The sequence below is a fragment of the Nesterenkonia sandarakina genome (assembly GCF_013410215.1).
GTDB lineage: Bacteria > Actinomycetota > Actinomycetes > Actinomycetales > Micrococcaceae > Nesterenkonia > Nesterenkonia sandarakina.
The window spans coordinates 1,796,527-1,821,998 of sequence record NZ_JACCFQ010000001.1; the positions used below are offsets into that span (position 1 = coordinate 1,796,527).

The window sequence follows — 25,472 nt, forward strand, 5'->3', positions numbered from 1 at the left end:
TTCTCGTTGAGGGGCGGAATCTGCGGGTATCTCATCGGGTTTTTGGCCCTAGATGCTCGCAGATTCCGCCCCTCAACGTGTGTGGGCACGGTTTCGCCGCTTCATCCCCAGCCTCGGGTCCCGCCGGGACTCTCCACAGCCAAGCCCTGGGCCCCCCGGCGAGGCGGCGAACCGGTGTGCACTGACTCCCGTGGAGTCACCGAGCAGATCCCAGGACGGCCGTCGGCGACCCGCCATGTTCGTGCCCTCAGAGGGACGACGACGGGCGCGGCTCCATGCCGAGGGCATGACGCGGCGCGATCTCGAGCATTCCCGGGCGAACGATCTCCTGCGCCGACTGGCGCACGGCGTGTATTCCGGCACGGGGCTGCCGCAGGAGCCGGAGTCTGATCCGATCAGCGCACTGCTGCAGGGGCTCACCGAGGCCACCCCACGGGTGGTCAGCTTCGAGACGGCAGCCCGGTTCTGGGGACTGGTTCCCGGGGAGGTCGCCCCGCCGTTCCACCTGAGCAGTCCGGCAGGCGGGCCGCCGGTGCAGCGGCCCGAACTGGTGGTGGGGCACCGGATCACGGTCCCGGATCGGTTCGTCGTCGACCTTCACGGAATCCGGGTCACCAGCCCGGCCTGGACCTGGTTGGACCTCTCGCTGCGCGCAGCCGCGGGCGCAGCGGCGGGCCGCGCCGTCGAACGTGCGGTGCTCCTGGGAGATCAGGCGGTGCGTCCTCCACGCCGCGAATTCGGCGAGACCGGTGGGCCGCTGGCGAGCATCGACGAGCTGCGTGAGGCTGTGCGGGTGCGTGGTCGCACCAAGGGCATTCGGCACGTCCGTGAGGCTGTGGCCCTGGTCCGGGTCGGCGTCGACTCCCCGCAGGAGTCCCGGTTGCGGTACTTCATGCACCTCGCCGCCCTGCCCGAGCCGCTGGTGAACCCGGTGATTCGGGGTCCCAGTGGATGTCCCTCATTCGAGCCCGACCTGGCCATCCCGGAGTTCCGCCTCGCGATCCAGCGCATCCAGCGCGCGCTGGTGCAGCGGGGTTGGCGCCCGGACAGCCTCACCACACACCGCTGAGGGGCGGATTCTGCGAGTATCTGGCGCCGATCTCGGCCTCAACTACTCGTAGAATCCGCCCCTCAACGAAAGGGGGAGGAGGGAGGATCAGGTCAGTGTTCCACGGCCTTCTCTGCTCCCACGCCGGTCAGGGACCGGATCTCCATCTCGGCCTGCTTGGCCGGGTCCTCCGCCACCTTCGAGGTCATCGAGCCGATCCAGCCCAGCAGGAAGGCCAGCGGGATCGAGACCAGCCCGGGGTTGGTCAGCGGGTACAGCGCCAGATCCACCTCGGGGAAGAAGGAGGTGTCCCGGCCCCAGACCACGGGGGAGAACGCGATGAGCAGCAGCGCCGATCCCAGCCCGCCATACATCGACCACAGCGCGCCACGGGTGGTGAAGCGCTTCCAGAACAGCGAGTACAGGATGGTCGGCAGGTTCGCCGAGGCGGCCACCGCGAAGGCCAGCGCCACCAGGAACGCCACGTTCTGACCCTGTGCCCCGATCCCGCCGAGGATCGCGAGGATCCCGACCACGATCACGGTCATCTTCGCGGCCTTGACCTCACCGGCGGAGTCGATCTTGCCCTTCTTGATGACCTGGGCGTAGACGTCGTGGGCGAAGGAGGCCGAGGCCGTGATGGTCAGCCCGGCGACCACCGCGAGGATGGTGGCGAAGGCGACGGCGGCGATGAAGCCCAGCAGGAGGGTTCCGCCGAGTTCGTAGGCCAGCAGCGGTGCCGCTGAGTTCTGACCGCCCGGGGCCGCCAGGATCGTCTCGGTGTCCAGCAGGGCTGCTGCGCCGTAGCCCAGCACCAGGGTGAACAGGTAGAACGCGCCGATCAGGGCGATGGCGACCACCACAGACTTGCGTGCGTCCTTGGCGGTGGGCACCGTGTAGAAGCGGATCAGCACGTGCGGCAGGGCGGCGGTGCCCAGCACCAGGGCGATGCCCAGGGACATGAAGTCCAGCTTGGTGAACAGGTCGGCGCCGTACTGCAGGCCCGGTTCGAGCAGAGCAGCCTCGCCGGTGTTCTCCACCGCGCCGCCGAGCAGCTCGGAGAAGTTGAAGCCGTAGAGGGCCAGGACCCAGATGGTCATCACCGCGGAGCCCGCGATCAGCAGGGTGGCCTTGATGATCTGCACCCAGGTGGTGCCCTTCATGCCGCCGATGAAGACGTAGAAGATCATCAGCGCGCCGACCACGGCGATGATCAGTGACTGGCCGACCCCGCTGTCGATGCCCAGCAGCAGCGAGACCAGCGCGCCGGCGCCGGCCATCTGGGCCAGCAGGTAGAAGAGGCAGACCGCCAGGGTGGAGATCGCCGCAGCGATCCGGACCGGCTGCTGGCGCAGACGGAAGCTGAGCACGTCGGCCATCGTGAACTTGCCGGTGTTGCGCATCAGCTCGGCGACCAGCAGCAGGGCGATCAGCCAGGCCACGAGGAAGCCTATGGAGTAGAGGAAGCCGTCGTATCCGTAGATCGCGATGGCGCCCACGATGCCGAGGAAGGAGGCCGCGGAGAGGTAGTCCCCGGCGATCGCCGTGCCGTTCTGGGTGCCTGAGAAGGAGCGTCCGCCGGCGTAGTAGTCGGCGGCGGTGCTGGTGTTCTTCGATGCGCGGATCACGAAGAACAGCGTGACGCCGACGAAGACCAGGAAGATCGCGATGTTCGCCAGGGGACTGCCCACGTCGGAGCCGGCCTCGGCGGCCGCGGTGGCCAGCGGCAGCCCGGCCGCCTCGGAGCTGGTTGCGTTGATCAGGGAGTTCATCAGTGCTTGTCCTCCTCAGGAAGGCCCGCGCCCCGGGCTTCGAGCTCGGTGCGCAGCGCCGAGGATTTGGGGTCCATCTTCGAGTTGCTGAACCAGACGTAGAGACCGGTGATCACGAACGTGGTGAGGAACTGCGCGAGTCCGAGCACCAGGCCGAGGTTGATGTTCCCCCAGACCGGGATCGCCATCACGTCGGGGAAGAACGCGGCGACCAGCACGAATGCGATGTACCAGATCAGGAAAAACGCGGTCATCGGGAAGACGAAGCTCCGATGCGTCCTGCGAAGCTCCTGGAAGTCTTCGCGCGCCTGCACCTCCTGGTAGTCAACAGGCCCCGCATTGGGGGCATCGACCTGTGTCATGACGACTCCTTCGGATTGCGTCGGCACGCCGCAGCGGGCCTCGGTCATGGTGGTGTACCTCCAGAGTGCAGTGTGATCCGGGTCACTGTCGCGCTCGTGGCCGGTCTGTGCGATGAGCGGCACCGGATAAGCGATGAGTGGTCGTCCTCGGGTGAGGTGGACCGGCCGTGAGCTGTGCAACAGATCCGCGCGCGGGCTCATAGGATGAGGGCGATGAACTTCCTGGCAGAGCTCGGCCCCCTGGTGCTTGCCCTGGCCCTGTTGGCTGGGGTGGTGCTGGCTGCCGTCCTGCTCTACCGCACCCACGACGACGACGCCGGCCCCGCCTCCGCGCGCCAGGCGGTGATCTCTCCAGAGATCCGGGAACAGCTCAGCGAGGCCGAAGAGTCGCTGCGCCGTCAGCTGGTGGAGGCGGAGCTGCGGTCGCTGCGCGCGCAGATCTCCCCGCATTTCATCTACAACAGCCTCAACGCCATCGCCGCGAGCATCCCCACCGACCCGGTCCGGGCCCGCGAGCTGGTGCTCGACTTCGCCGATTTCACCCGGTACAGCCTGCGTGCCGAGGGGGAGTACACGACACTGCGCGAGGAGCTCACCGCCGTGGAGAGCTATGTGCTCCTGGAGAAGGCCCGCTTCGGGGAGCGGATCCAGGTGAAGCTGCAGATCGCTCCGGAGGTGCTCGGAGTCCAGATCCCCTTCCTCGCCGTGCAGCCCCTGGTGGAGAACGCGGTGCGGCACGGAGTCGACTCTGACACCGGCTCCGGGACGGTCTGGCTGCGCGCCGCGGACACCGCCACCCATGCGGAGATCAGCGTGGAGGATGACGGTCCTGGTGCGGACCCGGAGGCGATCCGCCAGGTGCTCCACGGCGCGGCCGGCAATGCGCACATCGGGGTGCGCAATGTGGATCTTCGACTGCGTCAGGCCTACGGCGCCGCTGCCGGGCTCGTGGTGGAGACCGCCCCCGGAGCCGGGATGAGGGTCTCTATGCGGGTCCCGAAGTTCCAGCCCGACCCGGTGCACTCCGACCCGGTGCGGACCGAGTCGCCGAACGTCCAGCGTCAGCCGGTGACACAGTCCCCGCCGGCCCGGCAGCCAGGCAAGGATCTGGGAGCGTCATGACAGATGCCGCTATGCGTCCCCCGGGTCTGAGCATCCTGGTGGTGGACGACGAGCCGCTCGCGGTCTCGCAGATGACGTGGCTGCTTGCCGCCGAGCCGCAGGCCGGGGAGGTCTTCACCGCCACCGATGCGCGCAGCGCCGAACAGGAGCTTCAGCGACGACGCATCGATGTGGTGCTGCTGGACATCCATATGCCCGGGATGAGCGGACTCGGCCTGGCCCGGAGGCTGCGGGATCAGCCATCAGCTGCAGTGCAGGCCGGGCCTGGGCCGCAGGTGATCTTCGTGACCGCAGACGCCCATCCCGCGGTGGAGGCCTTCGAGCTGGAGGCCCGGGACTACCTGCTCAAACCGGTGCGCGCGCAGCGCCTGGCCGAGGCGCTGCGGCGTGCGACGGCGGCGCGCGAGGCCGCCGAGCAGGAGCGGCAGGAATCCCCCCGGGTCTCGGTGCTCCAGGGTGACTCCACGGTGCTGATCGCGCTGCAGGACATCCGCTGGGTGCAGGCGCACGGGGACTATGCGCGGCTGCACACCCATGCCGGGGCCTATCTGCTGCGGACGCCGCTGGCCGAGCTGGCCGAAGCGTGGCAGGAGCACGGGTTCCTGCGCACCCACCGATCCTCCCTGGTCAACGTGGCGCACGTGCAGAAGGTGACCCGCAGACAGGGGCACATGATCATCGAAGTCCCCGGCGCTGAGCTGGAGGTCAGTCGACGCCTGATGCCGCAGGTGCGCGAACGCCTGGAAGCCGGTCGCTGATGCCCCAGCCAACCGAGCCACCCCAGACACCCCAGACACCCGCGCCACCCCAGCCACCCCAGCCCCGCACCCCCGGCTCCGCCGTCGGGCGGGTTCCAGTCCACGGTCCGCAGTCGGTGCCCACGGTCCGGGAAGCCCTGCTGACCCGGGAGCAGGCCGCCGATCACGCGCGCAGCGCAGGACAGGACTCGGATCAGCGCTCCCACGCGGTGCGCTGCCTGATCCGGGCGCAGCTTCGGCTCGCGCTGACCCTCGGCGTCGGATTCTTCTGCACCGTCGTGCTGATCGCGCTGCTGCTGGTGAGCACCGGCGTCGGGGAGCTCACGGTCTGGGGCGTCCCGCTGGCCTGGGCAGTCCCTGGAGTCGGATTCTTCCCGGTCCTGCTGGGCCTGGCCTACTGGTATCGCCGGCGCGCCGAGGCCAACGAACGACTGTGGGCCGAGACGCTCGGACTCCAGGTGAAACAGGCTGGCCGGTGACCGGGGAGCAGATCACCGTGCTGGGCGCCGTCGCCCTGGTGTGCGCGGTGACCCTTCTGCTGGGCGGGCCGGGATTCTCCCGCAGCACCGGAGACTTCTTCGTGGCCTCACGCCGGGTCCCGCCCTGGATGAACGCCTCGGCGATCGCCGGGGAGTTCCTCTCCGCAGCCAGCTTCCTCGGGGTGGGAGGCCTGATCCTGGCGCACGGGACCTACGGACTGTGGTTCCCGGTGGGCTACACCGCAGGGTTCCTCGTCGTGCTGCTCTTCATGGCCGCGCCGCTGCGCAGATCCGGGGCCTACACGATCCCGGACTTCGTGGTGCTGCGCTTCCGCTCCGCGCTGATGCGCCGCATGACGGTGATCGTGGTGGTCGCCGCGGGCTGGCTCTACATCGTGCCGCAGCTGCACGGGGCCTCCATCGCGCTCTCCGCCACCGGCGGGGCACCCGGCTGGGTGGGGCCGCTGCTGGTCGCCCTGGTGGTGCTCTTCGTGGTGCTCACCGGCGGGATGCGCTCGGTGACCCTCGCCCAGGCGGTGCAGTACTGGGTCAAGCTCACTGCTCTGCTGGTGCCCACGATCTTCATCCTGCTCCAGGTCGGGATCTGGGACCGGCTGGAGCTGCCAGAGTTCCATGGCGCCTGGTCGGCGGGGCTGGCGGCAGCCGGGGCGCCCAGCGATGCCTGGGGTGAGCTCTCACGCAGCCTCTCGGTGCTGGTGGCACTGATGATGGGAACCCTTGGGCTGCCCCACGTGCTGGTCCGCTTCTACACCAACCCCGACGGCGGCGCCGCCCGCCGCACCACCACCTTCCTGCTGGGCCTGCTCGCACTGTTCTACCTGCTGCCGGTGGTGCTCGGCGTGATCGCCCGGATGGTCTGGGGCACGGCGACGGCGGCCGGTGAGCTCGCCGGGACCGGGGGACTCAGCCACGACACCGCCATCCTGAGGCTGCCCTCGGCGGTCTTCGACGGTCTCGCCAGCGATATGCTCACCGCGCTGATCGCCGGGGGAGCCTTCGCCGCGTTCCTCTCCACGACCTCGGGTCTGGTGGTCTCGGTCTCCGGGGTGCTCTCCCAGGAGTTCTTCTCCGGCACGGTGCGCGGGTTCCGGCTCGGTGCGCTGCTGGCGATCGCCGTGCCGCTGGTGGTGGGCTCTGCGACCTCCGAGCTTGCCCTGGCCGGCGCGGTGGCGATGGTCTTCACGTTCACCGCCTCGGCGCTGGCTCCGGTGATGCTGCTCGGGGTGTGGTGGCGCGGGCTCACCGCCCAGGGCGCGTTCTGGGGCATGCTGGTCGGTGCGCTCAGCGCGCTCCTCGCCCAGGTGCTGGGACTTGCGCTGGGGGAGGGTCCGGTCCAGGACGGGCCGCTGCAGCTGCTGGTCTCACCGGCGCTGTGGTGCGTCCCGCTGGCCTTCCTGGTGACCGTGCTGGTCAGCCGGTTCGGACCCGGGCAGCCGCCGGGCCACACCGAGGCGGTCATGCAGCGGCTGCACACCCCGGAGGTCACCGCCCAGCGCAGCTGAGGCGCAGCGCCAGACGAGGCCCGGTCCGGGCCCCGACAGGACGAGACCCGGCCCGGGCCCCCACAGGACGAGGCCCCGCCCGGGCCCCGGGCAAGACGAGACTCAGCGCAGCCGGGGCTCGCCGGGGTAGCGCAGACCGATCTGCGACCGGATCTCGTCCAGAGTGCCCATGATCCGCACCGAGTCGTCTACGCTGAGCCGCTCTCCGGTGAGCGCGCCGCGGGTCACATAGTCCTCGGCGGCGAGCGCCTGATGCTGCATGCCCACGCCCTGCCGGGGGGACTCGTAGCGCTCCACGAGTGTGCCGTCGGCGGCGCGGTGGCTGAAGTCGGCAGAGGTGTACCAGACACCATCGATGTCGATCCGGCCCTCGGAGCCCACGATATGGGCGGTGTTGGGACCCTTCGCGCGCGAGGAGGTCGTCGTCGTCGAGAGTGCCCCGGAGAGGTGAGTCATCACGGTGGCGACCTCGGTGTCCGCGCCGGTGGCGCCGAAGTGTGCGGCCGCCTGGATGCTGATCGGCTCACCGAGGATGTCCCAGGCGAAGGAGACCGGGTAGACGCCCAGGTCCAGGAGGGCGCCCCCGCCGAGCTCCAGGGCGTTGATCCGGTGCTCCGGGTCCGTGGGCAGCGACTGGGTGTGGTCCGCGAACACGGTGCGGACCTCCCCGATGCCCCCGGCATCGATGATCTCGTGGATCCGGCGCATATGCGGCAGGTATCGGGTCCACATTGCCTCCATGACCAGCAGCCCCCGGCGCGCGGCGATCTCGCGCAGCTCCACGGCCTCGGCCCGGTTGAGCGTGAACGGCTTCTCCACGAGCACGTGTTTGCCCGCCTCCAGGGCCATCCCGGCGGTCTCGCGGTGCATCGGGTGCGGAGTGGCCACGTAGACGATGTCCACCTCGGGGTCCGCCACCAGCGCCTGATAGCTCTCGTGGGCGCGGGGGATCCCGTAGGTGGTGGCGAAGCGCTGCGCGGACTCCAGCGAGCGCGAGCCCACGGCGCGCACGTTGAGCCCGGCGAGCAGGGCGTCTGCGGTGAACTGCCCGGCGATGAATCCGGTGGCCAGGATGCCCCAGCGCAGCCCGCTGGGTCGGGTGGTGCCCGTGCTCTGGGGGAATTCCTCGGTTGCCGGCGGTGTTGTCTGGCTCACAGTCATGGGGCCGAGAATACACCGAGCAGGAGTTTTCCTGGGGCAACTAATTCGGACATCGGTCCGCCAGTCGGTGAAACCCTAGGGTGGGACCCCAGGGTCGAGCACCGGGTATAGACAATAGTCTCTATATCGCACCAGGGTCCGCCGGACCGTTCACCGGCGGACCCACCCTCTTCGCAGGTCCCCCTGCCTGAGCCTGAGGATGTCTCCCCATGTCTGTTCCCCCCAGCTCGGCCCGGTCGACCTCCAGCTCTCGCTCCTCCCGCCGCGAAGCCGCCGCCGCCTCGGCCGCCGCTTCGAGCTCCGCCGAGGCCGCGAAGAGCCCCCGACGACGACGCCAGCTCGGGGCCGAACGTCGCACCGAGCCGCTGCCGGTGGTCCACCCCCGGCCCAGCCTGCGCCGGATCGTGCTGAGCCGGCTGGCGATCCTGACCACCGGCCTGGCCTGGATCGGCTACGTGGTCAGCACGGTGCTCTGGCAGTTCCTGGAGTACGGCTCGCAGAACTTCCGCTTCACCATGGAGACCGTGGGCTACCTGCTGGTGGTCACGATGTTGACCTTCTCCGCCCTGATGTACCTGGTGGCTCGGCACGGTGCGCTGCTGCGCTTCCGCGCACACCGCAGAACCTCGCGGGCCGAGCTGGACGCGCACTTCAGCGGGCACAGCGCCGTCTCCCAGCGGTCCGAGAACGATGCCCCGATGGTCGTCCTGGTGCCCTCCTACGCCGAGGAGCCGGGCGTGGTGCGCCAGACCCTGTGGTCGGCGGCGCTGCAGGAGTACCCCGAGATCCACGTGGTGCTGCTCATCGACGACGCCCCGGACTCGCAGAGCCCCGCGCTGGAGCAGACCAGAAGCCTCTCTGCGGAGATCGAAGCCGCTCTGAAGAAGCCTGGGACCCGGATGTCCGACGCCCAGGTCGTCTATGAGATGGGTCTGGCCCAGGGTCAGCACGTGAATTCGCTGCAGGTGCTGACCCTGGCCGGGCATTACTCCTGGGGCGGAAGCTGGCTGCGTCAGATGGCCAGCCAGGAATCCCGGGCGGATCACGTGGACGACTTCTTCTGCGACCAGGTCTTGGGCAGCCTCGCCACCGAGCTGGAGGCCACCGCAGACGCGCTGGTCATGGCGGCGAAGTCCCAGGAGCTCCCCGCCCCGGAGCGGATGCTGCAGCTGCACCGCCGGCTGGCCTGGATCTTCACCGCGAAGCTCTCCAGCTTCGAGCGCAAGTCCTACACGAACCTCTCCCACGAGGCGAACAAGGCGATGAACCTCAACGCCTACCTCGGGCTGCTCGGTGGCGAGTACAGGGCGGAGCTGAGCTTCGCCGGCACCGCGCTGCGACCCGTCCAGCCCGGAGAGACCCCCGACCTCAGCGTGCCGGACGCCGAGTTCGTGCTCACCCTGGACGCGGATTCGCTGCTGCTCCCGGAGTACTGCCTGCGACTGGTGCACCTGCTCGAGCAGCCCGGGAACGAACGCATCGCCGTCACGCAGACCCCGTACTCCTCCTTCCGCGGAGCCGGCAGCCGGATCGAGCGCCTGGCCGGGGCGACCACCGATATCCAGCACCTGCTGCACCAGGGGATGAGCCACGCCGGAGCCACCTTCTGGGTGGGCGCGAACGCAGTGATCCGGACCGCCGCTCTGCAGGACATCGCGGAGACCAGCTGGGAGAACGGGGTGCTGGTCAAGCGCTTCGTTCAGGACCGCACCGTCATCGAGGACACCGAGTCCAGCATCGACCTCGGCACCCACGGCTGGACGCTGATGAACTACCCCGAGCGGCTCTCCTACAGCGCCACCCCGCCCGACTTCGGCTCGCTGGTGGTCCAGCGGCGCCGATGGGCCAACGGGGGCCTGCTGATCCTGCCGAAGCTGGCGCGGGAGCTGCGCGCTCGGCGTCGTCGCGGGGAGCAGATCCGGCTGACCGAGGTGCTGCTGCGGCTGAACTACATGGCCTCGATCGCGTGGGCCTCACTGGGCCTGATCTTCCTGCTGGCCTACCCCTACGACTCGCGACTGCTCAGCCCGCTGATCCTGCTCGCGGCCGTGCCCTACTTCCTGACCATGGGGGCGGACCTGCGGGAGTGCGGGTACAAGTTCTCCGACATCTTCCGGATCTACGGGTTCAACCTGATCCTGCTCCCGGTCAACCTGGCCGGGGTGATCAAGTCGCTGCAGCAGGCGCTGACCGGGGAGAAGATCCCCTTCGCCCGGACCCCTAAGGTCAAGGACCGGACCGCTGCTCCCTGGCTCTACGCGCTGGCGCCGGTGCTGATAGTGGCGTTCTCGCTGCTCACCCTGTGGCGCGACATCGGCCAGCAGAACTGGGGCAACGCCGCCTTCGCCGCCTTCAACGCCTTCTGGGGCGCCTGGGCGTTCATCGCCTACATCGGAGCCGTCAACGCGCTGGTGGATGTGGCCCTGGCGATCCGCGGCTGGTTCTACGTGGAGCAGCCCAAGGCCTCCAAGCGCACCCGGGGAGGCCGTCGCAAGGCCGGCTCCAACGAACCCCAGGAGGAGACCTTGGACTGGCGCGCCGTGCTGGATGAGGGCACCCTCGGGGCCAGCTCGGGTTCCCGGCAAGGCGCAGCCTCCGGACACCGGGCACCGGCCTCCCGGGGACGGGCAAGCCTTGGGCCGACGCTGCGCGGCACCACTCAGCAGGCGACCGCGCAGAAGGCGACCGCTCCGAGGGGGACCGCCCCGAAGGGAGCCGCCAAGTCGGGAGCCGCCGGGAGGACGGCGGCAGGCAAGGAGGCAGCCAGCATCGCGCTGGCACCGCGCGGCTTCCCCGTCGCGGCCTCCCCGGCGGTGCTGCACCCCTTGACCAGTCACAAACTCACCTTCCAGCCGCTGTCCGTGGCGACGCCGCCGGCAGATGACCCACGCAGCGCCCAGGAGGCCAAGGCATGAGCTCCACCGCACGACTCTCCCCCTGGCGAGTCAGCTTCGCCGTCATCATCGTCCTGGCCACCGTGGTGGCCGGAGTGCTAGGAGCACGCATGTACGAGGCACGCGCCACCCAGGGACCCGCGCCCGAATGGTTCGCCGGCTACGTCGATGTCACCGCCACCCCGAGCTACGCCTTCGAAGAGGGCTCGGCCGACTCCGAAGGCCACGTCTCCGACGTCGTGCTCTCCTTCATCGTGGCCGATGAGGAAGGCACCTGCACGCCCAGCTGGGGCACCTACTACGGCCTGGACGAAGCCGGTGCAGAGCTCGACCTGGACCGCCGGATCCAGCGGCTGCGCGAACAGGGCGCCGGGGTCGTGGTCTCCTTCGGCGGGGCCCTGAACCAGGAGCTGGCGACGGTGTGCGAGTCCCCCGAGGAGCTCGCCGGAGCCTACCGGGAAGTGATCGAGCGCTATGACCTGGACACCATCGACCTGGACATCGAGGGACCCGCGCTGCAGGACCCGGCAAGCGTCAAGCTCCGCGCCCAGGCCGTGGCGCTGCTCCAGGAGGAGCTCAGCGCCGAGGGCAAGCCGCTCGCGGTCTGGCTCACGCTGCCGGTGATCCCCAGCGGACTCACCAGTGAGGGTCGAGAGGTGGTGATCGCGATGCTCGAGTCCGGGACGGACCTGGCCGGGGTGAACCTGATGACGATGAACTACGGGCAGGCGCGGGACGCGCGCTCGATGTTCGATGCCTCCGCGGCGGCCATGCGCTCCACCCACCGCCAGCTGGGCATCATCTACGAACAGGCGGGCCTGCCGCTGAGCAGCGGCGCACTCTGGGGCAAGCTCGGCGCGACCCCGATGATCGGGCAGAACGATGTGGTCGATGAGGTCTTCACGCTCGAGGACGCGCGGCGGTTCAACGAGTTCGCCGTGGAGAACGGCATCGGGCGGGTCTCCATGTGGTCGCTGAACCGCGACGTGACCTGCGGGTCGAACTACCCGGACACCTCGCGGGTCTCGGATGCCTGCAGCGGAGTCGATCAGGGAGATGTGCGCTTCTCGGAGCTGCTCAGCCAGGGCTACTCCGGACACGCCGCCGAGGCGGCCTCGGCGACGACCGAGCCGGATCCGGCCGCGGCGGCACCGGCCGAGGATGATCCCGAGACCAGCCCCTACCCGATCTGGAACGAAGAGGCCTCCTACCTCGAAGGCAGCAAGATCGTCTGGCACCGCAACGTCTATGAGGCGAAGTGGTGGACCCGCGGCGAGCTTCCGGACAACCCCGTCCTGGAGGCCTGGGACACCCCGTGGGAGCTGATCGGTCCGGTGATGCCGGGAGAGACCCCGATGCCGGTGTTCACCGTGGAGAAGGGAACCTACCCGGAGTGGAAGGGCTCGTCGGCCTACGAGAAGGGTGACCGGGTGCTCTCCGAAGGAACCCCCTATGAGGCGAAATGGTGGACCGAAGGGGACAGCCCGGACGCCGCACAGGTCGACCCGGACAGCTCCCCCTGGGTGCCGCTGAGCGCCGAGGACGTCGAGCAGGACCTTGAGTAGGCCCCAGAGCTGACCAGGTGGGCGGCCCACCGGAGAGCTGAACCTCAAAGGTTCATGCACCGCCTGGCAGGAAGCTGCCGCTCAAGCCCGGACGCCGGGGGAGAATCCCGGTGTCTGGGCCGGCGGGCTGGTGCGCTGGGAGGCCACCGCCGCGGCGGTCCAGAGCTCACGCCGGGACTCCATCCCCAGCTTCGGCAGCAGGTTCGAGACGTGGTACTCCACGGTCTTCTTCGAGACGAACAGGCCCTCGGAGATCTCCTGGTTGGTCCGGCCCTGCGAGATCAGGTGAGCGATGTCGCGCTCCCGCGGGGTCAGCGAGGCATAGCGGCCGGCCACCGCCAGAAGCCGGCCCTTCACCGCGGTCAGTTCGGGGGAGGCGCCGAGCTGGGCGAAGATGTCCCGCGCAGCTTCCAGCTGCTCGTCGGCCTCGATATGCTCGCCGCGTTCCCGGTGGGTCACACCGAGCAGGTGGTGCATCCGGGCCCGGGTGTGCGGGAAGTCGGTGGAGAGCCAGATCGCGGCTCGGTAATCTGCCACCGCGCGCACCAGGTCACCCCGCCGAGCGGCCAGCTTCGCCCGCACCGCCACCGGGTGGCCGAAGGGCAGCGGCAGCCCGGGGCGCAGCGCCACCTTCTGCGAGAAGGTCTCCAGAAGCCGCTCCGCCTCCGCCAGCTTCGCCGCCGAGAGGTTCTTCTCGGAGTCCAGGAGGGCATCGAGCTCGAGTGCCCGCCACCCGATGAGCCCCACAGCATCGGACCAGCTGTTCAGCCGGCTGCGCCGGAAGTCCGCGATCACCTGCAGCGCGCGCTCATGATCCCCGGACATCCGGGCAGTCCACGCCATCGCGATCATCACGTTGTACAGCGGCAGCGCGCTCGCGGTGGTCACGTGGTGGGCCAGCCAATCCGTGTGCTCCGCGGCGGCGGTCTCATCGGCGTGGGCGACGGCGACCATGGCCAGCACGGCATGCGAGCTGGCCAGGCCGCGCCAGTCCTGACTGGTGCGTGCCATCGTGATCACCCGCTCCGCGCGCAGGATCGCGTCGGTCCAGCGTCCCAGCTGGAAATCGATCATGGCCTGCTCCGCCATCCCGCGCTGCGCCGCGGCCGGGACCACACGGTGGTGCCGGCCAGCCTCGGCCCGCTCCAGGTCATCCAGCGCGGCCGTCACGTGCCCGGCGTAGTAGTGCGCCCGGCCCCGGAAGTACAGCGCGTCGGTGTGTTCTGCGGTGCCGGCGGCCTCGATCAGGAAGGCGTCCAGCCGGGTGATCGTCTCCTCGATCGCTCCGGTGTTCCACAGGGCGTAGACCTCATGCATCACCAGCAGTCGGCTGAGCACCCGGTCGATGGGGGAGACCGGTTCGACGTCGAGCCCTCGCAGCTCGGCGACCGCGGCCTGCGCTGCCTGCTCCTCGGCGGAGGCGATCTCCACGGTGCACAGCAGGATCAGCATCCGCCAGCGGGTGAGGTCTTCGAGGTCTTCCGGCGCGCCGGGACTGCGCAGCACACCCAGGAGCAGGCGGCGGGCCTGGGCGAGCTCGCCGGTGAAGAACGCCAGCCCGGCTTGGAAGAAAGAGATCAGGATCGGGTCCTCGAGCAGCTCGATCTCGGCGAAGAGCTCCACGACGCCTCCGGGGTTCTCGGCGATGCCCACGGTGAGGCTGGCCGAGACCATCCGGCGTCGTCGTTCTTCGCCCTGGCTGACGCTCATGGCAAGAGCCAGGTATTCGGCGCTGGCCGGGTAGTCACCGGCGTCCAGCGCCTGCAGCCCCTGCGCCTCCAGGGCATCACCGAGCGTGGGGTCCATCTGGGCAGCGGCGGCGCAGAGGTGCCGGGCGCGCGGCAGCCCGGTGGTGCGCTCCGCCAGGAGCTTGTGCAGCTGCCGCCGGTGCGCCGGTTCGATCAGCGCCACCGCCGCCTCTCGCCAGGCCTGGTCCGCCAGGTGCACCTCCTGGCCGTTTCCGGAGAGGATCGGGCTCAGCGCCTCGACCAGGTCACCGGGCTCCGGCGGGGTGAGCAGGTCCAGGCGGGCCGCGCGCAGCGCGAGGATCGCCGCCTCGGCCGCGATCTCGGCTCGGGAGCCCCCGGAGTCCAGCGCGAGGACCTCCAGGAAGGTGCGCAGGCATGGTTCCAGACCGGTGATCTCCGGTTCCAGATAGGACTGCGGGATCGTGGAGGCCTCGACGGCGGCCACATCCAGGCCCGCGCTCATCAGGCGCAGCGCGATCCCGGGGTTTCCCGCGGCGCGTCGATGCGTGGCGGAGAGCAGCGGCTCGCTCGGGTGATGTCCGTGCTGCCCCAGCAGCTTCGCCAGCTCAGGCTGCGGGATCCCGCGCAGCGTGATCCGGGTGCCGGTGTGCGCGGCGAACTTGGCGAGCCGGCGCACCAGGGGATCGGTGGTCGGGGAGGCTGTGGCCAGCAGCAGCACCGGTGGAACGGCGCCCGGCGCCCGGGAGCCCTGCTCCACCAGCCGATCCAAGGCCTGCTTGGTCTTCGCCGATGCCCGGTGCAGGTCATCGGCGACCACACAGTACGGCCCGGAGCCGTGCTGCTCCAGGGCTTCGGGCAGATCCAGGGTCGCGGAGAGATCCGTGACCGAGACAATCCTGAGTCCCGCAGTCTCCGCGCGGCCTCGGGCCTCAGCGGCCAGGGCTGACTTGCCTGAGCCGATCGTGCCTTCGAGCAGGCAGACGGCGCTGCGGCCGGAGAGGGTGCTGTAGATCGCGCGCAGCACCTTGGCGCGCTCCGGTTCGCGGCCGAGCACGACCGCCGCGGTTTTGGCTTTCACGCGCGTGACCCCCTGGTGGGTTCAAGACGCCACCGTCAGCGGCGTAGGACACATGATATGCGCAGGTCAGGTCGGCGCCAACGAATGTGTCGAGATAATCGGGGGGGGGGTGCCCGGGGTGGGGCGCCGCGCGGCGGGGGTCAGTCCAGCTGCAGGATCTTCTCCTGCACCACCTTGGCGCGCACGTTGGAGAAGCTGGACTCCTCGCCGGTCTCGGTGAAGCCCAGGGATTCCAGGATCTTCAGCGTGCCGAGGTTGTCGATCACGACCCGAGCGGTGACCGGGCGCTGCGGGAACTCGGTGAGGAACTTCTGCACGGCCTCGGTGGTGATGCCCTGGCCCCAGAAGCGCTTCTCGATCCAGAAGGTGATCTCCCGGCTGGCCTCGTCCTCGAAGGCGGCGATCGAGCCCACGGGCTGGCCGTCGCTCTCGATGGTGCGCACGATGGTGTCATCGGAGTTCAGCAGCTGACCCCAGTGATGGTCGAAGACGCTGCGGTCCTTGGGGTTGGTCGAGGCGAATGCTGCCATATGGGCGGCGTCGGCATCCTGCTGGAACACGAAGAACTGCTCCAGGTCCTCGGTCTCCACTGCGCGCAGTGTGATCATCGGTGAGGCTCCTTCATCGGCTTGTGGCCGCATGGGTCTGCAACTGCTGTGCTCCCAGCGTACTGTGCACACCCATCACGGGCGAGCTCGGTGCGCCATAATGGGGACTATGGCTTCTCCCAAGCGCCGCGTGGCGATTCTCGGTTCCACCGGTTCCATCGGGACCCAGGCGCTGCAGGTCATCGCCGCCCACCCAGACCGTTTCGAGGTCGTGGCGCTGGCCGGCGGATCCAACGCCGGACTGCTGGCCGAGCAGGTCGCCGCCACCGGCGCCGGGCTTGTCGGGATCGCTGACGCCGGCGCGGCGGCTGGGCTGCGGGCCGCGCTGAGCGCCGCCAGCGAGCGTGGGACGCTCACCGCCGGTGAGCCCGAGATCCTCACCGGGGAGCAGGCGGCGCTGCAGATCGCCGCCGAGTCCGGGGCCGACGTCGTGCTCAACGCCATGACCGGCTCCATCGGGCTGCGCCCCACCCTTGCCGCGCTGCGCTCCGGGGCCACCCTGGCGCTGGCGAACAAGGAATCTCTGGTGGTCGGCGGGGCGCTGGTGGCCCAGGCCGTGCAGCGACCAGGTCAGATCATCCCGGTGGACTCCGAGCACTCGGCGCTGGCCCAGGCGCTGAGCTCGGGACGCCACGAGCGCGGGCTCTGCGCGGTCCCTGCCGAGGGCCAGGACCGGCTCAGCGGGGCCTCGGAGGTCTCCAGCCTGGTGGTCACCGCCTCCGGCGGGCCCTTCCGCGGCTGGGACCCGGCCGCGCTGGCCGAGGTCACCCCCGCCCAGGCGCTGAAACACCCCAACTACTCGATGGGACGAGTGGTCACCACCAACTCCGCCACCATGGTCAACAAGGCGCTGGAGGTGATCGAGGCGCATCTGCTCTTCGAGATCGAGCTGGCCGACATCCAGACCGTGGTGCACCCGCAGCAGTGGATCCACTCCATGGTCCAGTTCCGCGACGGCTCCACCATCGCTCAGGCCGGGCACCCGCGGATGCTGATCCCGATCGCGCTGGGACTCTCCTGGCCCGAGCGTCTGGAACAGGTCGATGCCCCCATCGACTGGACCCAGGCGATGCAGTGGGACTTCGAGCCCCTGGATGAGCAGGCCTTCCCCGCGGTCGCCCTGGCGAAACAGGCCTGCGCCGCGTCCCCGACGCATATGGCGGTCTACAACGCGGCGAATGAACAGGCGGTGCAGGCGTTCCACGCCGGAGGCCTGAGCTTCCCCGGCATCCTCGCCACGGTGCAGGCGGTGTTGGAGCGCCACCAGGCCGTGGGCAGCTCCGCGACGCCCACCCTTGATGAGGTGCTCGACGCCGAGCGCTGGGCCCGCGCCGCCGCCGAGGAGCACATCGGCGCGGCCAAGGTCCAGGTGCGCGCATGATCGCGGTGCTGATGATCGCGGGCATCGCGCTCGTCGCCCTGGGGATCGCGCTGTCCATCGCGCTGCATGAGATCGGGCACTTGCTGCCCGCCAAGCTCTTCAAGGTCCGGGTCACCCAGTACATGGTCGGCTTCGGCCCCACACTGTGGTCCCGGCGCCGGGGGGAGACCGAATACGGGGTCAAGGCGATCCCGCTGGGCGGCTACGTCGCGATGATCGGGATGTACCCGCCCCCGGATGAGATCGGGACCATGAACCACCCCGCCGAGGGTGACCATGACTCCGCGGAGAGTTCTGCCAGGACGTCTGCCGGGAGATCTGCCGGGACGTCTGCGGCCGAGGGGGCCGCACAACAGGATGCCGCCCCAGGGGATCCCTACCTGCGCGAGGTCGGCGCCCAGTACGGGGCTCCCGCGGCGTCGTCGTCGGCTGGACACTCCACGCCCGACTCCGCCGAGCCTGCAGCCGCCGGGACCACGACCAAGACGGTGCGCTCGCAGTCCACCGGGATCTTCCAGCAGCTCTCCGCCGACGCCCGCGAGGTCGCGGCCGAGGACCTGCGTCCCGGGGACGAGGACCGGATGTTCTACCGGCTGGCCACCTGGAAGCGGATCATCATCATGCTCGGCGGGCCCGCCATGAACGGGCTGATCGCCCTGGCGCTGACCGCCGGGATCATCTCCTTCCACGGCACCAGCGAGCCGAACACCACGGTGCGTGAGGTCTTCGAATGTGTGGTCTCCGCCGAGGCCGCCGACGCGGGCCAGAGCGAATGCAGCCAGGACGACCCCGCCGGTCCTGCCTTCGAGGCCGGGCTGCGTCCTGGGGATCAGATCCTGGCCTTCAACGGCCAGCCGGTGGGGACCTGGGATGAGCTCACCGCCCTGATCCGGGAATCCGCCGATCAGTCCAGCCAGGTCACCTACCTGCGCGATGGGGAGCAGACCACCACCACGCTGACCCCGATCCTCACCGAGCGCCCGATCAGCGACGGGCTGGGCCGGGCCCAGCGCGACGACGACGGCGCGTTGATCACCGAACCGGTGGGCTTCATCGGGATGGGAGCGGACCAGGAGATCGTCCAGCAGCCGTTCTGGGAGGCCGGACCGGTGGTGTGGGAGCAGTCCAAGGCGGTCGGCGCCGTCGTCGCGAACTTGCCGGTGCGTCTCTATGACGTGGCCGTGTCCACCTTCACCTCCGCCGAGCGGGACCCGGACGGCCCGCTCTCCGTGGTGGGGGTGGGACGGATCGCCGGCGAGCTCTCCGCGCAGGAGGAGATCCCGCTGGAATCCCGCTTCGTCTCGCTGCTCTCCCTGGTGGCAGGAGTCAACGTGGCGCTGATGGTCTTCAACCTGATCCCGCTGCTGCCGCTGGACGGCGGCCACGTGGCCGGGGCGCTCTATGAGAGCCTGCGGCGGCGCCTGGCCAAGCTGCTGGGCCGCCCGGACCCAGGGCCCTTCGACATCTCCAAGCTGCTGCCGCTGACCTACGTGGTCGCCGGAATGATGCTGCTGATGGGGGTGTTGTTGATCTACGCCGACATCGTGAACCCGATCCGGCTCTTCGATTAGCCGCCCCCGTGCCGGGCGGTACCATGGAGGAGGCGGGTGACCCTCGCCGGTGACCATGAAGAATCGGCGGCGACGTCCACTGCGGACGCCGGGCGCCGAGCCCCCAAGAACCCCGACGTCTCCGTGACGTCCACGCCCAAAATGCATCAGGAGAGTCTGTGCCCGCGATCAATCTCGGAATGCCCTCCGCGCCGCCGCCAGTGCTGGCGCCGCGCCGGAAGACGCGGAACTTCCAGGTCGGGTCGGTAGGTGTGGGCAGCGATCACCGGGTCTCGGTGCAGTCCATGACCACCACCAAGACCCACGACATCAACGGCACCTTGCAGCAGATCGCGGAGCTCACCGCCTCCGGCTGCGACATCGTCCGGGTGGCCTGCCCGACGGACAAGGACGCCGAGGCGCTGAAGATCATCGCGATGAAGTCGCAGATCCCGGTGATCGCCGATATCCACTTCCAGCCCAAATACGTCTTCGCCGCCATCGACGCCGGCTGCGGCGCGGTGCGCGTGAACCCTGGCAACATCCGGCAGTTCGATGACAAGGTCGGAGAGATCGCCAAGGCCGCCAGCGACGCCGGGGTCTCCCTGCGCATCGGGGTCAACGCCGGATCCCTGGACAAGCGGGTCATGGACAAGTACGGCAAGGCCACTCCGGAGGCGCTGGTGGAATCCGCGGTCTGGGAGGCCTCGCTGTTCGAGGAGCACGGCTTCCACGACTTCAAGATCTCGGTCAAGCACAACGACCCGGTGGTCATGGTCCAGGCCTACCAGATGCTCGCCGAGCGCGGGGACTGGCCGCTGCACCTCGGAGTCACCGAGGCAGGCCCGGCCTTCCAGGGCACCATCAAGTCCTCCGTGGCGTTCGGCGCGCTGCTCTCCCAGGGCATCGGAGACACCATCCGGGTCTCGCTCTCGGCCCCGCCGGCCGAAGAGGTCAAGGTGGGCAACCAGCTGCTGGAGTCGCTGAATCTGCGCCCGCGCAAGCTGGAGATCGTCTCCTGCCCCTCCTGTGGACGCGCGCAGGTCGACGTCTACACTCTCGCCGACGATGTCACCGCTGGGCTCGAAGGCATGACCGTGCCGCTGCGCGTGGCCGTCATGGGCTGCGTGGTCAACGGACCTGGTGAGGCCCGCGACGCGGACCTCGGCGTGGCCTCGGGCAACGGCAAGGGCCAGATCTTCGTCAAGGGCGAGGTCATCAAGACTGTTCCCGAGGACCAGATCGTAGAGACGCTGATCGCAGAAGCCAACCGGCTGGCCGAAGAGATGGAACGCGAATCCGATGGAGATGCTCAGGCAGCAAGTGCCCCTGTGGTCTCCGTCAGCTGACGCCACAGCCGCCCGGGTGCATCGCGCCACCCGCGGCGGCGTCCGCGTGCTCGGACACGGGGACACTCCGGCTCTGGAGCGGCTGCTGGCCACCGACCCGGTGGCCAACGTCTCGGTCAGCGCCACCATTCGTGCCCGACGATCGGCGGGACCCGGCAAGGGCCGCAACGGCGCCGTGGTGCTGGGCATCGACGGTGAGAACGGGCTGCTCGCCGCCTGCTGGACCGGCAGCAACATCATCCCGGTCGGGGCCACCCCGGCTCAGGGTGAGCTCTTCGGGGTGGCGGTCGGTGCGATGCGCCGCCGGGTGGCTTCGATCTACGGCGACGCCGAGGCGGTGCTGGAGATCTTCGACGCCACCGGGTGGACCGGTGCGCGCGATGTCCGGGCCGAGCAGCCGCTGATGGCGATCACCCAGGCCTCCGGCGTGCAGCCTTTGGCCGGTGCGCGGCTCTCCCGGTCCGGAGACTTCCCCCGGGTGGAGCAGGCCAGTGCCGCGATGTTCACCGAGGAGCTGGGCTTCTCGCCCTACGCCCAGGGCGCCGGCCAGTACCGGGAGCGGGTGCGCGGCCTCATCAATGCCGGACATTCGATCATCGCGGTGGACCCGGAGAGCTCGGAGATCATGTTCAAGGCCGAGTTCGGCGCGGTCAGCCCCGAAGTGGTCCAGGTCCAGGGTGTGTGGGTGCGGCCGAGCCACCGCGGACGCGGCCTGGCCGGGCCGGGGATGGCCGCCGTCGTCGAGCGCGGACTCCAGCTCGCGCCCACCGTGAGCCTCTATGTGAACAGCTATAACACCGCGGCGATTCGGACCTACGAGCGTGTTGGATTCACCCAGGTGGGGACCTTCGCGACCATACTGTTCTAGATGACTTTCTTCCCCTTCCCCCGGACGGCGCCGCGTCGCCGCGGTTACGCCAGGCCCGCAGCCACCTCAGGCGCCGCGCTCGGCCTCCTCGGGGTGCTCCTGCTCACCAGCTGTGGTGCCTCCACCGCGGAGCAGGCCGGAACCCCGGCCGCCGAGCCGGGCACCGGGGGTGCCGGCGTGCAGCAGCAGGTCCCGGAACCCGCGGGAAACCAGCTCTCCCACGATGAGATGCGCGAGCAGCTGCAGTCCCGGTACCCCGACGCTGCGCTGAGCGACACCGAGGATTATTGGGCCGGGCTGCGCGATATCGAGACCGAGCTGCAGCGCCTGGTGGTCGACCCGCCCGAGTGTAAGCAGTTCGTGATGCGCTCGGCGGTGCCGGTCCCGTCCGGCGCGCTGGTGGCCTATGCCGATGGCACCGTCGAGGCCGGTGATGCGGCTGAGGATCCTGGTGAGGGTTCTGGTGGCGGTTCTGAGGAGGGTTCTGAGGGGGATTCCAGCGGGGGTTCCGGCACGGAGACCGAGGGTGAACCGGAGGCCGGAGTGCTGGAAGCGGCGCCCGAATTCCAGCTCGCCAGCAACCAGGAGCAGCAAGCGCAGGGTGAGGACTCCGAGGGGGAGGGCTCCGAGGGTGCGGACTCTGAGGGTGCGGACTCTGAGGGTGCGGACTCTGAGGGGGAGAGCTCCGGTGATGGCGCCGAGGGTGACAGCGACTCCGGCAGCGAAGGTTCCGAAGAGAATGACTCCGGCGGGGAGAGCTCCGGCGACAGCGACTCCGGCGACAGTGACTCCGGTGACGGTGACTCCGGAGGGGATGATTCCGAGGAGGAATCAGAGCCGGTCACGGTGGATCTCCCGGCGCAGCGTCAGGCCGTGATCTATACCTTCCGCGATTGGCGTGCCGCCGACGCCCACCTCGCCGCAGAGAAGGACGGGCTTGAGTCCTGCGACTCCTACACCGCCAGCCGCGGCAGCGAGGACTCCCCAGAGGTCTCGACCTCCGTGGACACGGTGGATGTCTCATCCACCGCAGACGACGCCCTGGGCACCACGCGGCGGATCAGCTCCGAGGGGGAGCGCGAGCACGACGCCGCGGTCACCCTGCGCAGCGGCTCACACATCGTCACCGTGGCAGTGCCGCTGTCCGAGGCGCTGTCCGAGGAGGAAGCCGAAGTCGCCGCGGAAGAGCTCCAGGCGGAGGCCGCCGACCTCATCGAGAGCTTCGACTGACCCCCCCCCTCCTGCGTTTTACCGGGCTTTAAGTGGCTGACCGGGCCGTCCGTCCGCCCGGTAGTCCTCGTAAGGCCCGGTAAAACGCTGGGAGGGGGTGAGCCCTGCCAGCCCGGCGCCCAACCGCGGGACGGGCGCTCAGCCGAAGAGGTCGACGGCGACGTCGTAGCCCAGCTTGATCACCAGGGCGAAGACGACCACCAGGAACACCACCCGGATGAACTTCGATCCCTTGGCGATGGCCATCCGGGCGCCGAGGTAGCCCCCGGCCATGTTCGCCGCGCCAAGGACCAGACCGAGGCCGATGAATACGTGGCCGGCGGGGAAGAAGTAGAGCAGCGCCCCGAGGTTGGTGGCCACGTTGACCACCTTGGCCTGTGCCGAGGAGTTCAAGAAGTTGTAGCCCAGCACGGTGACCAGCGCGATCACCAGAAAGGTTCCGGTCCCGGGGCCGAGCACGCCGTCGTAGAAGCCGATGATCAGCCCAATGGTCACCGCTCGGGCCAGGTGTCCCATCCCGGCGTGGCGCAGCTTCTCCAGCTGGCCCACGTCGGGCTTGACCGCGGTGAACACGCCCACCCCGATCAGCGCGAGCAGGATCAGCGGCAGGATGATCCGCTCTGGCAGTGAGGCGGCGACCACTGCGCCGCCGTAGCTGGCCAGCAGGGCGGCGGCCGCCATGGGCAGGGCCGTGGTCATCGAGGGCTTGACTCGTCGCGCGTAGGTGATCGCCGACGTCGTCGTCCCGAAGATCGACCCGAGCTTATTGGTGGCCAGCGCCTGGACTGGGGTGATCCCCGGGACCATCAGCAGCGCCGGCAGCTGGAGCAGCCCGCCGCCGCCGACGACGGCGTCCACCCACCCGGCCGCGAAGCCCGCCGCGATCAGCAGCAGCAGGGTCACCCAGGTGATCTCGAGGCCGCCACCGATGAGAAGATCAGTGGCGGCCTCGAGGGTTTCGCTCAGCGCGCGCCCTTGGAGTCTTGCAGGTCCCTGACGTGTGCGAGCACCTCTGCCGCGGCCTCGGCCACCGGGACCTCGCGGGATTCACCGGAGCGGCGATCCTTGAGCTCGATGGTGCCGTTCTTCAGGCCACGGCCCACGGTGACCAGCATCGGCACGCCGATCAGCTCGGCGTCGCCGAACTTCACGCCGGGGGAGACCTTGGGGCGATCGTCGTAGATGGCGCTCAGACCGGCGTCCTCAAGCTCAGCGATCAGCGCCTCGGCCGCGGCGTAGACCTCTTCGCCCTTGCCGGTGGCGACCAGGTGCACGTCGGCCGGGGCGATGGCGGCGGGCCAGATCAGGCCCTTCTCATCGTGGGTGGCCTCGGCGATGGCGGCCAGGGCGCGGGTGACGCCGAAGCCGTAGGAGCCCATGGTCACGGTGGCGAGCTTGCCGTTGACGTCGAGGACCTGCAGGCCCAGCGCCTCGGCGTAGCGGGTGCCCAGGTGGAAGATGTGGCCCATCTCTATGCCGCGGCGGGTGCGCAGCGGCCCGGAGCCGTCCGGGGCCGGGTCACCGGATTCCACGACGACGGACTCGATGATCCCGTCCCAGCCGAAGTCGCGCCCGGCGACCAGGCCGAACACGTGCTGGTCGGCCTGGTTCGCGCCGGTGATCCAGCTGGTGCCCGAGACCACGCGGGGATCCACCAGGTAGCTGATCCCGGTGCTGGACTCCGTGCCGAGCACCGGAGCATCCAGGGAGAGGCCGGGGCCGATGTAGCCGCGCACCAGTCCGGGGTGCTTCTTCAGGTCCGTCTCGTTCGCGGCCTCCAGGGCGACCTCACCGCCGACGCCGAGCAGTCCGCCGATGGTGGCCTCGGCGCGCTTGAGGTCCACCTCGCGGTTGCCGGGCACGCCGAGCACCACGATCCGGCGGGTCCCGTCCGGGAGCACCGCGGCGACGACGACGTTCTTCAGGGTGTCCGCTGCGGTCCAATCCCGGTCCGCGCGGGGCTGGTGGGTGTTTGCGGCGTCGACCAGGGTGGCGATGGTGTCGGTGCCGGGGGTGTGGTGCACCTGGGCGGCGGGCAGCTCGGAGAAGTCCAGCGGTTCTGGGGCCGGCGTGGTGACGGCCTCGACGTTGGCGCGAAAGCCGCCGTCGGACTCGACGAAGGTGTCCTCGCCGATGTCACAGGGGAAGAGGAACTCCTCCGACGCCGAGCCGCCCATCGCGCCGGACTGGGCGTTGACCGGGACCACGGGCAGGCCGAGCCGATCGAAGATGCGCAGATAGGCCTCGCGGTGCGCGTCATAGGCCGCGCTCTGGTCCTCCTCGGTGAGCGCGAAGGAGTAGGAGTCCTTCATGATGAACTCGCGGCCGCGCAGCAGCCCCGCCCGGGGGCGCGCCTCATCGCGGTACTTGGTCTGGATCTGATAGATCGAGAGCGGCAGGTCCTTATACGAGCTGTAGAGGTCCTTCACCAGCAAGGTGAAGACTTCCTCATGGGTGGGCGCCAAGAGGTAGTCGGCCTCTTTGCGGTCCTTGAGCCGGAAGATCCCGTCCCCATAGTCGTCCCAGCGCCCGGTGGCCTCATAGGGCTCCTTGGGCAGCAGCGCCGGGAAGTGCACCTCCTGAGCGCCGATCCGGTTCATCTCCTCGCGGACGATCGCCTCGATCTTCCGCAGCACGGTCAGGCCCAGCGGCAGCCAGGTGTAGACGCCCGGGGCGGCGCGGCGGATATAGCCGGCGCGGACCAGCAGCTGGTGGCTGGCGACCTCGGCGTCGGCCGGGTTGTCCCGCAGCGTACGGAGGAACAGATGAGACAGGCGGAGCGGCACAGGTGAACTCGTTTCCGGTAAGGGATCTTCTACCGCCCCAAGTCTAAGGGTCGCTCCTCACCTAGGCGTTTTACCTGCCCTTGCGTAGATCACCGGGCCGACGGTTAGCCCGGTACTTCACGTCAGACCCGGTAAAACGCCGGGTGGGGCGGGTGGGGTGGGTGGGGCGCGCAGGGCGGGTGGGAGGGTTATCCACAGTCGGCCCCAGTGATCCCCGGCTCCCGACGGC

At 69.5% G+C, this 25,472-nt stretch carries 19 protein-coding genes; 12 read left to right on the forward strand and 7 right to left on the reverse strand.

All coding sequences use genetic code 11. The features are described 5' to 3' along the window. Positions 1–190: 190 nt before the first annotated feature. The gene (locus HNR11_RS08290; protein WP_179441897.1) at positions 191–1,069 is read left to right on the forward strand and encodes a hypothetical protein; all 879 of its coding nucleotides are present in this window, start codon (positions 191–193) and stop codon (positions 1,067–1,069) included. A 92-nt stretch (positions 1,070–1,161) separates the two neighbouring features. Here HNR11_RS08290 and HNR11_RS08295 read toward each other — a convergent pair whose 3' ends face one another. Further along, positions 1,162–2,820, reverse strand: a complete 1,659-nt coding sequence (locus HNR11_RS08295; RefSeq protein ID WP_179441898.1) for a solute symporter family protein — start codon at positions 2,818–2,820, stop codon at positions 1,162–1,164. Then, positions 2,820–3,182 (reverse strand): DUF485 domain-containing protein, encoded by a 363-nt coding sequence (locus HNR11_RS08300; RefSeq protein ID WP_058888861.1) that lies wholly within the window; start codon positions 3,180–3,182, stop codon positions 2,820–2,822. The genes HNR11_RS08295 and HNR11_RS08300 overlap by 1 nt, the downstream gene beginning before the upstream one ends. A gap of 213 nt (positions 3,183–3,395) precedes the next feature. Here HNR11_RS08300 and HNR11_RS08305 point away from each other — a divergent pair, with 213 nt between their 5' ends. The 4 genes from HNR11_RS08305 to HNR11_RS08320 are packed head-to-tail and all read left to right on the forward strand — an operon-like array spanning position 3,396 to position 7,064. Further along, positions 3,396–4,304 carry a sensor histidine kinase gene (locus HNR11_RS08305; RefSeq protein WP_425488259.1) on the forward strand — a complete coding sequence of 303 codons (909 nt, stop codon included), beginning with the start codon at positions 3,396–3,398 and terminating at the stop codon, positions 4,302–4,304. Beyond that, positions 4,301–5,062 carry a LytR/AlgR family response regulator transcription factor gene (locus HNR11_RS14195; protein ID WP_179441900.1) on the forward strand — a complete coding sequence of 254 codons (762 nt, stop codon included), beginning with the start codon at positions 4,301–4,303 and terminating at the stop codon, positions 5,060–5,062. Before HNR11_RS08305 ends, HNR11_RS14195 begins: the two co-directional genes overlap by 4 nt. Then, complete coding sequence (locus HNR11_RS08315; protein WP_179441901.1) at positions 5,062–5,541, forward strand: DUF485 domain-containing protein; 480 nt, start codon at positions 5,062–5,064, stop codon at positions 5,539–5,541. The genes HNR11_RS14195 and HNR11_RS08315 overlap by 1 nt, the downstream gene beginning before the upstream one ends. Further along, on the forward strand, positions 5,538–7,064 hold the full coding sequence (locus tag HNR11_RS08320) for a sodium:solute symporter family transporter (protein WP_179441902.1): 1,527 nt from the start codon (positions 5,538–5,540) through the stop codon (positions 7,062–7,064). The genes HNR11_RS08315 and HNR11_RS08320 overlap by 4 nt, the downstream gene beginning before the upstream one ends. A gap of 102 nt (positions 7,065–7,166) precedes the next feature. Here the strand turns inward: HNR11_RS08320 and HNR11_RS08325 are convergent, their stop codons facing one another. Beyond that, positions 7,167–8,225 carry a Gfo/Idh/MocA family protein gene (locus tag HNR11_RS08325; protein WP_179441903.1) on the reverse strand — a complete coding sequence of 353 codons (1,059 nt, stop codon included), beginning with the start codon at positions 8,223–8,225 and terminating at the stop codon, positions 7,167–7,169. A gap of 209 nt (positions 8,226–8,434) precedes the next feature. Between HNR11_RS08325 and HNR11_RS08330 the strand changes: the two genes are divergently transcribed. Then, positions 8,435–11,140 (forward strand): glycosyltransferase family 2 protein, encoded by a 2,706-nt coding sequence (locus tag HNR11_RS08330; protein ID WP_218849672.1) that lies wholly within the window; start codon positions 8,435–8,437, stop codon positions 11,138–11,140. Beyond that, on the forward strand, positions 11,137–12,684 hold the full coding sequence (locus HNR11_RS08335; protein ID WP_179441904.1) for a chitinase: 1,548 nt from the start codon (positions 11,137–11,139) through the stop codon (positions 12,682–12,684). Before HNR11_RS08330 ends, HNR11_RS08335 begins: the two co-directional genes overlap by 4 nt. Before the next feature lie 81 nt (positions 12,685–12,765). Here HNR11_RS08335 and HNR11_RS14265 read toward each other — a convergent pair whose 3' ends face one another. Then, positions 12,766–15,471, reverse strand: a complete 2,706-nt coding sequence (locus tag HNR11_RS14265; RefSeq protein WP_179441905.1) for a LuxR C-terminal-related transcriptional regulator — start codon at positions 15,469–15,471, stop codon at positions 12,766–12,768. A 140-nt stretch (positions 15,472–15,611) separates the two neighbouring features. Beyond that, positions 15,612–16,079 carry a GNAT family N-acetyltransferase gene (locus HNR11_RS08345; RefSeq protein ID WP_058888516.1) on the reverse strand — a complete coding sequence of 156 codons (468 nt, stop codon included), beginning with the start codon at positions 16,077–16,079 and terminating at the stop codon, positions 15,612–15,614. 109 nt (positions 16,080–16,188) lie between these two features. On the opposite strand from HNR11_RS08345, the gene dxr reads away from it, so the two are divergent. From dxr to HNR11_RS08370, 5 genes are all read left to right on the forward strand, one after another. After that, the gene (dxr, locus tag HNR11_RS08350; RefSeq protein ID WP_179441906.1) at positions 16,189–17,460 is read left to right on the forward strand and encodes a 1-deoxy-D-xylulose-5-phosphate reductoisomerase; all 1,272 of its coding nucleotides are present in this window, start codon (positions 16,189–16,191) and stop codon (positions 17,458–17,460) included. Beyond that, positions 17,457–19,031, forward strand: coding sequence for a M50 family metallopeptidase (locus HNR11_RS08355; RefSeq protein ID WP_179441907.1), 1,575 nt, complete (start codon positions 17,457–17,459; stop codon positions 19,029–19,031). Before dxr ends, HNR11_RS08355 begins: the two co-directional genes overlap by 4 nt. 179 nt (positions 19,032–19,210) lie before the next feature. Continuing rightward, on the forward strand, positions 19,211–20,359 hold the full coding sequence (gene ispG / locus HNR11_RS08360) for a flavodoxin-dependent (E)-4-hydroxy-3-methylbut-2-enyl-diphosphate synthase (protein WP_218849931.1): 1,149 nt from the start codon (positions 19,211–19,213) through the stop codon (positions 20,357–20,359). Between the two features lie 16 nt (positions 20,360–20,375). After that, on the forward strand, positions 20,376–21,227 hold the full coding sequence (locus HNR11_RS08365) for a GNAT family N-acetyltransferase (protein WP_343050625.1): 852 nt from the start codon (positions 20,376–20,378) through the stop codon (positions 21,225–21,227). Beyond that, positions 21,228–22,457, forward strand: coding sequence for a hypothetical protein (locus tag HNR11_RS08370; RefSeq protein ID WP_179441909.1), 1,230 nt, complete (start codon positions 21,228–21,230; stop codon positions 22,455–22,457). A 138-nt stretch (positions 22,458–22,595) separates the two neighbouring features. Here HNR11_RS08370 and HNR11_RS08375 read toward each other — a convergent pair whose 3' ends face one another. Together HNR11_RS08375 and HNR11_RS08380 are read right to left on the reverse strand one after the other, a co-directional pair. After that, positions 22,596–23,387: a TSUP family transporter gene (locus HNR11_RS08375; RefSeq protein WP_179442932.1), complete on the reverse strand. Its 792-nt coding sequence runs from the start codon at positions 23,385–23,387 to the stop codon at positions 22,596–22,598. 32 nt (positions 23,388–23,419) lie between these two features. Continuing rightward, positions 23,420–25,243 (reverse strand): proline--tRNA ligase, encoded by a 1,824-nt coding sequence (locus HNR11_RS08380; RefSeq protein ID WP_179441910.1) that lies wholly within the window; start codon positions 25,241–25,243, stop codon positions 23,420–23,422. Positions 25,244–25,472 lie beyond the last annotated feature (229 nt).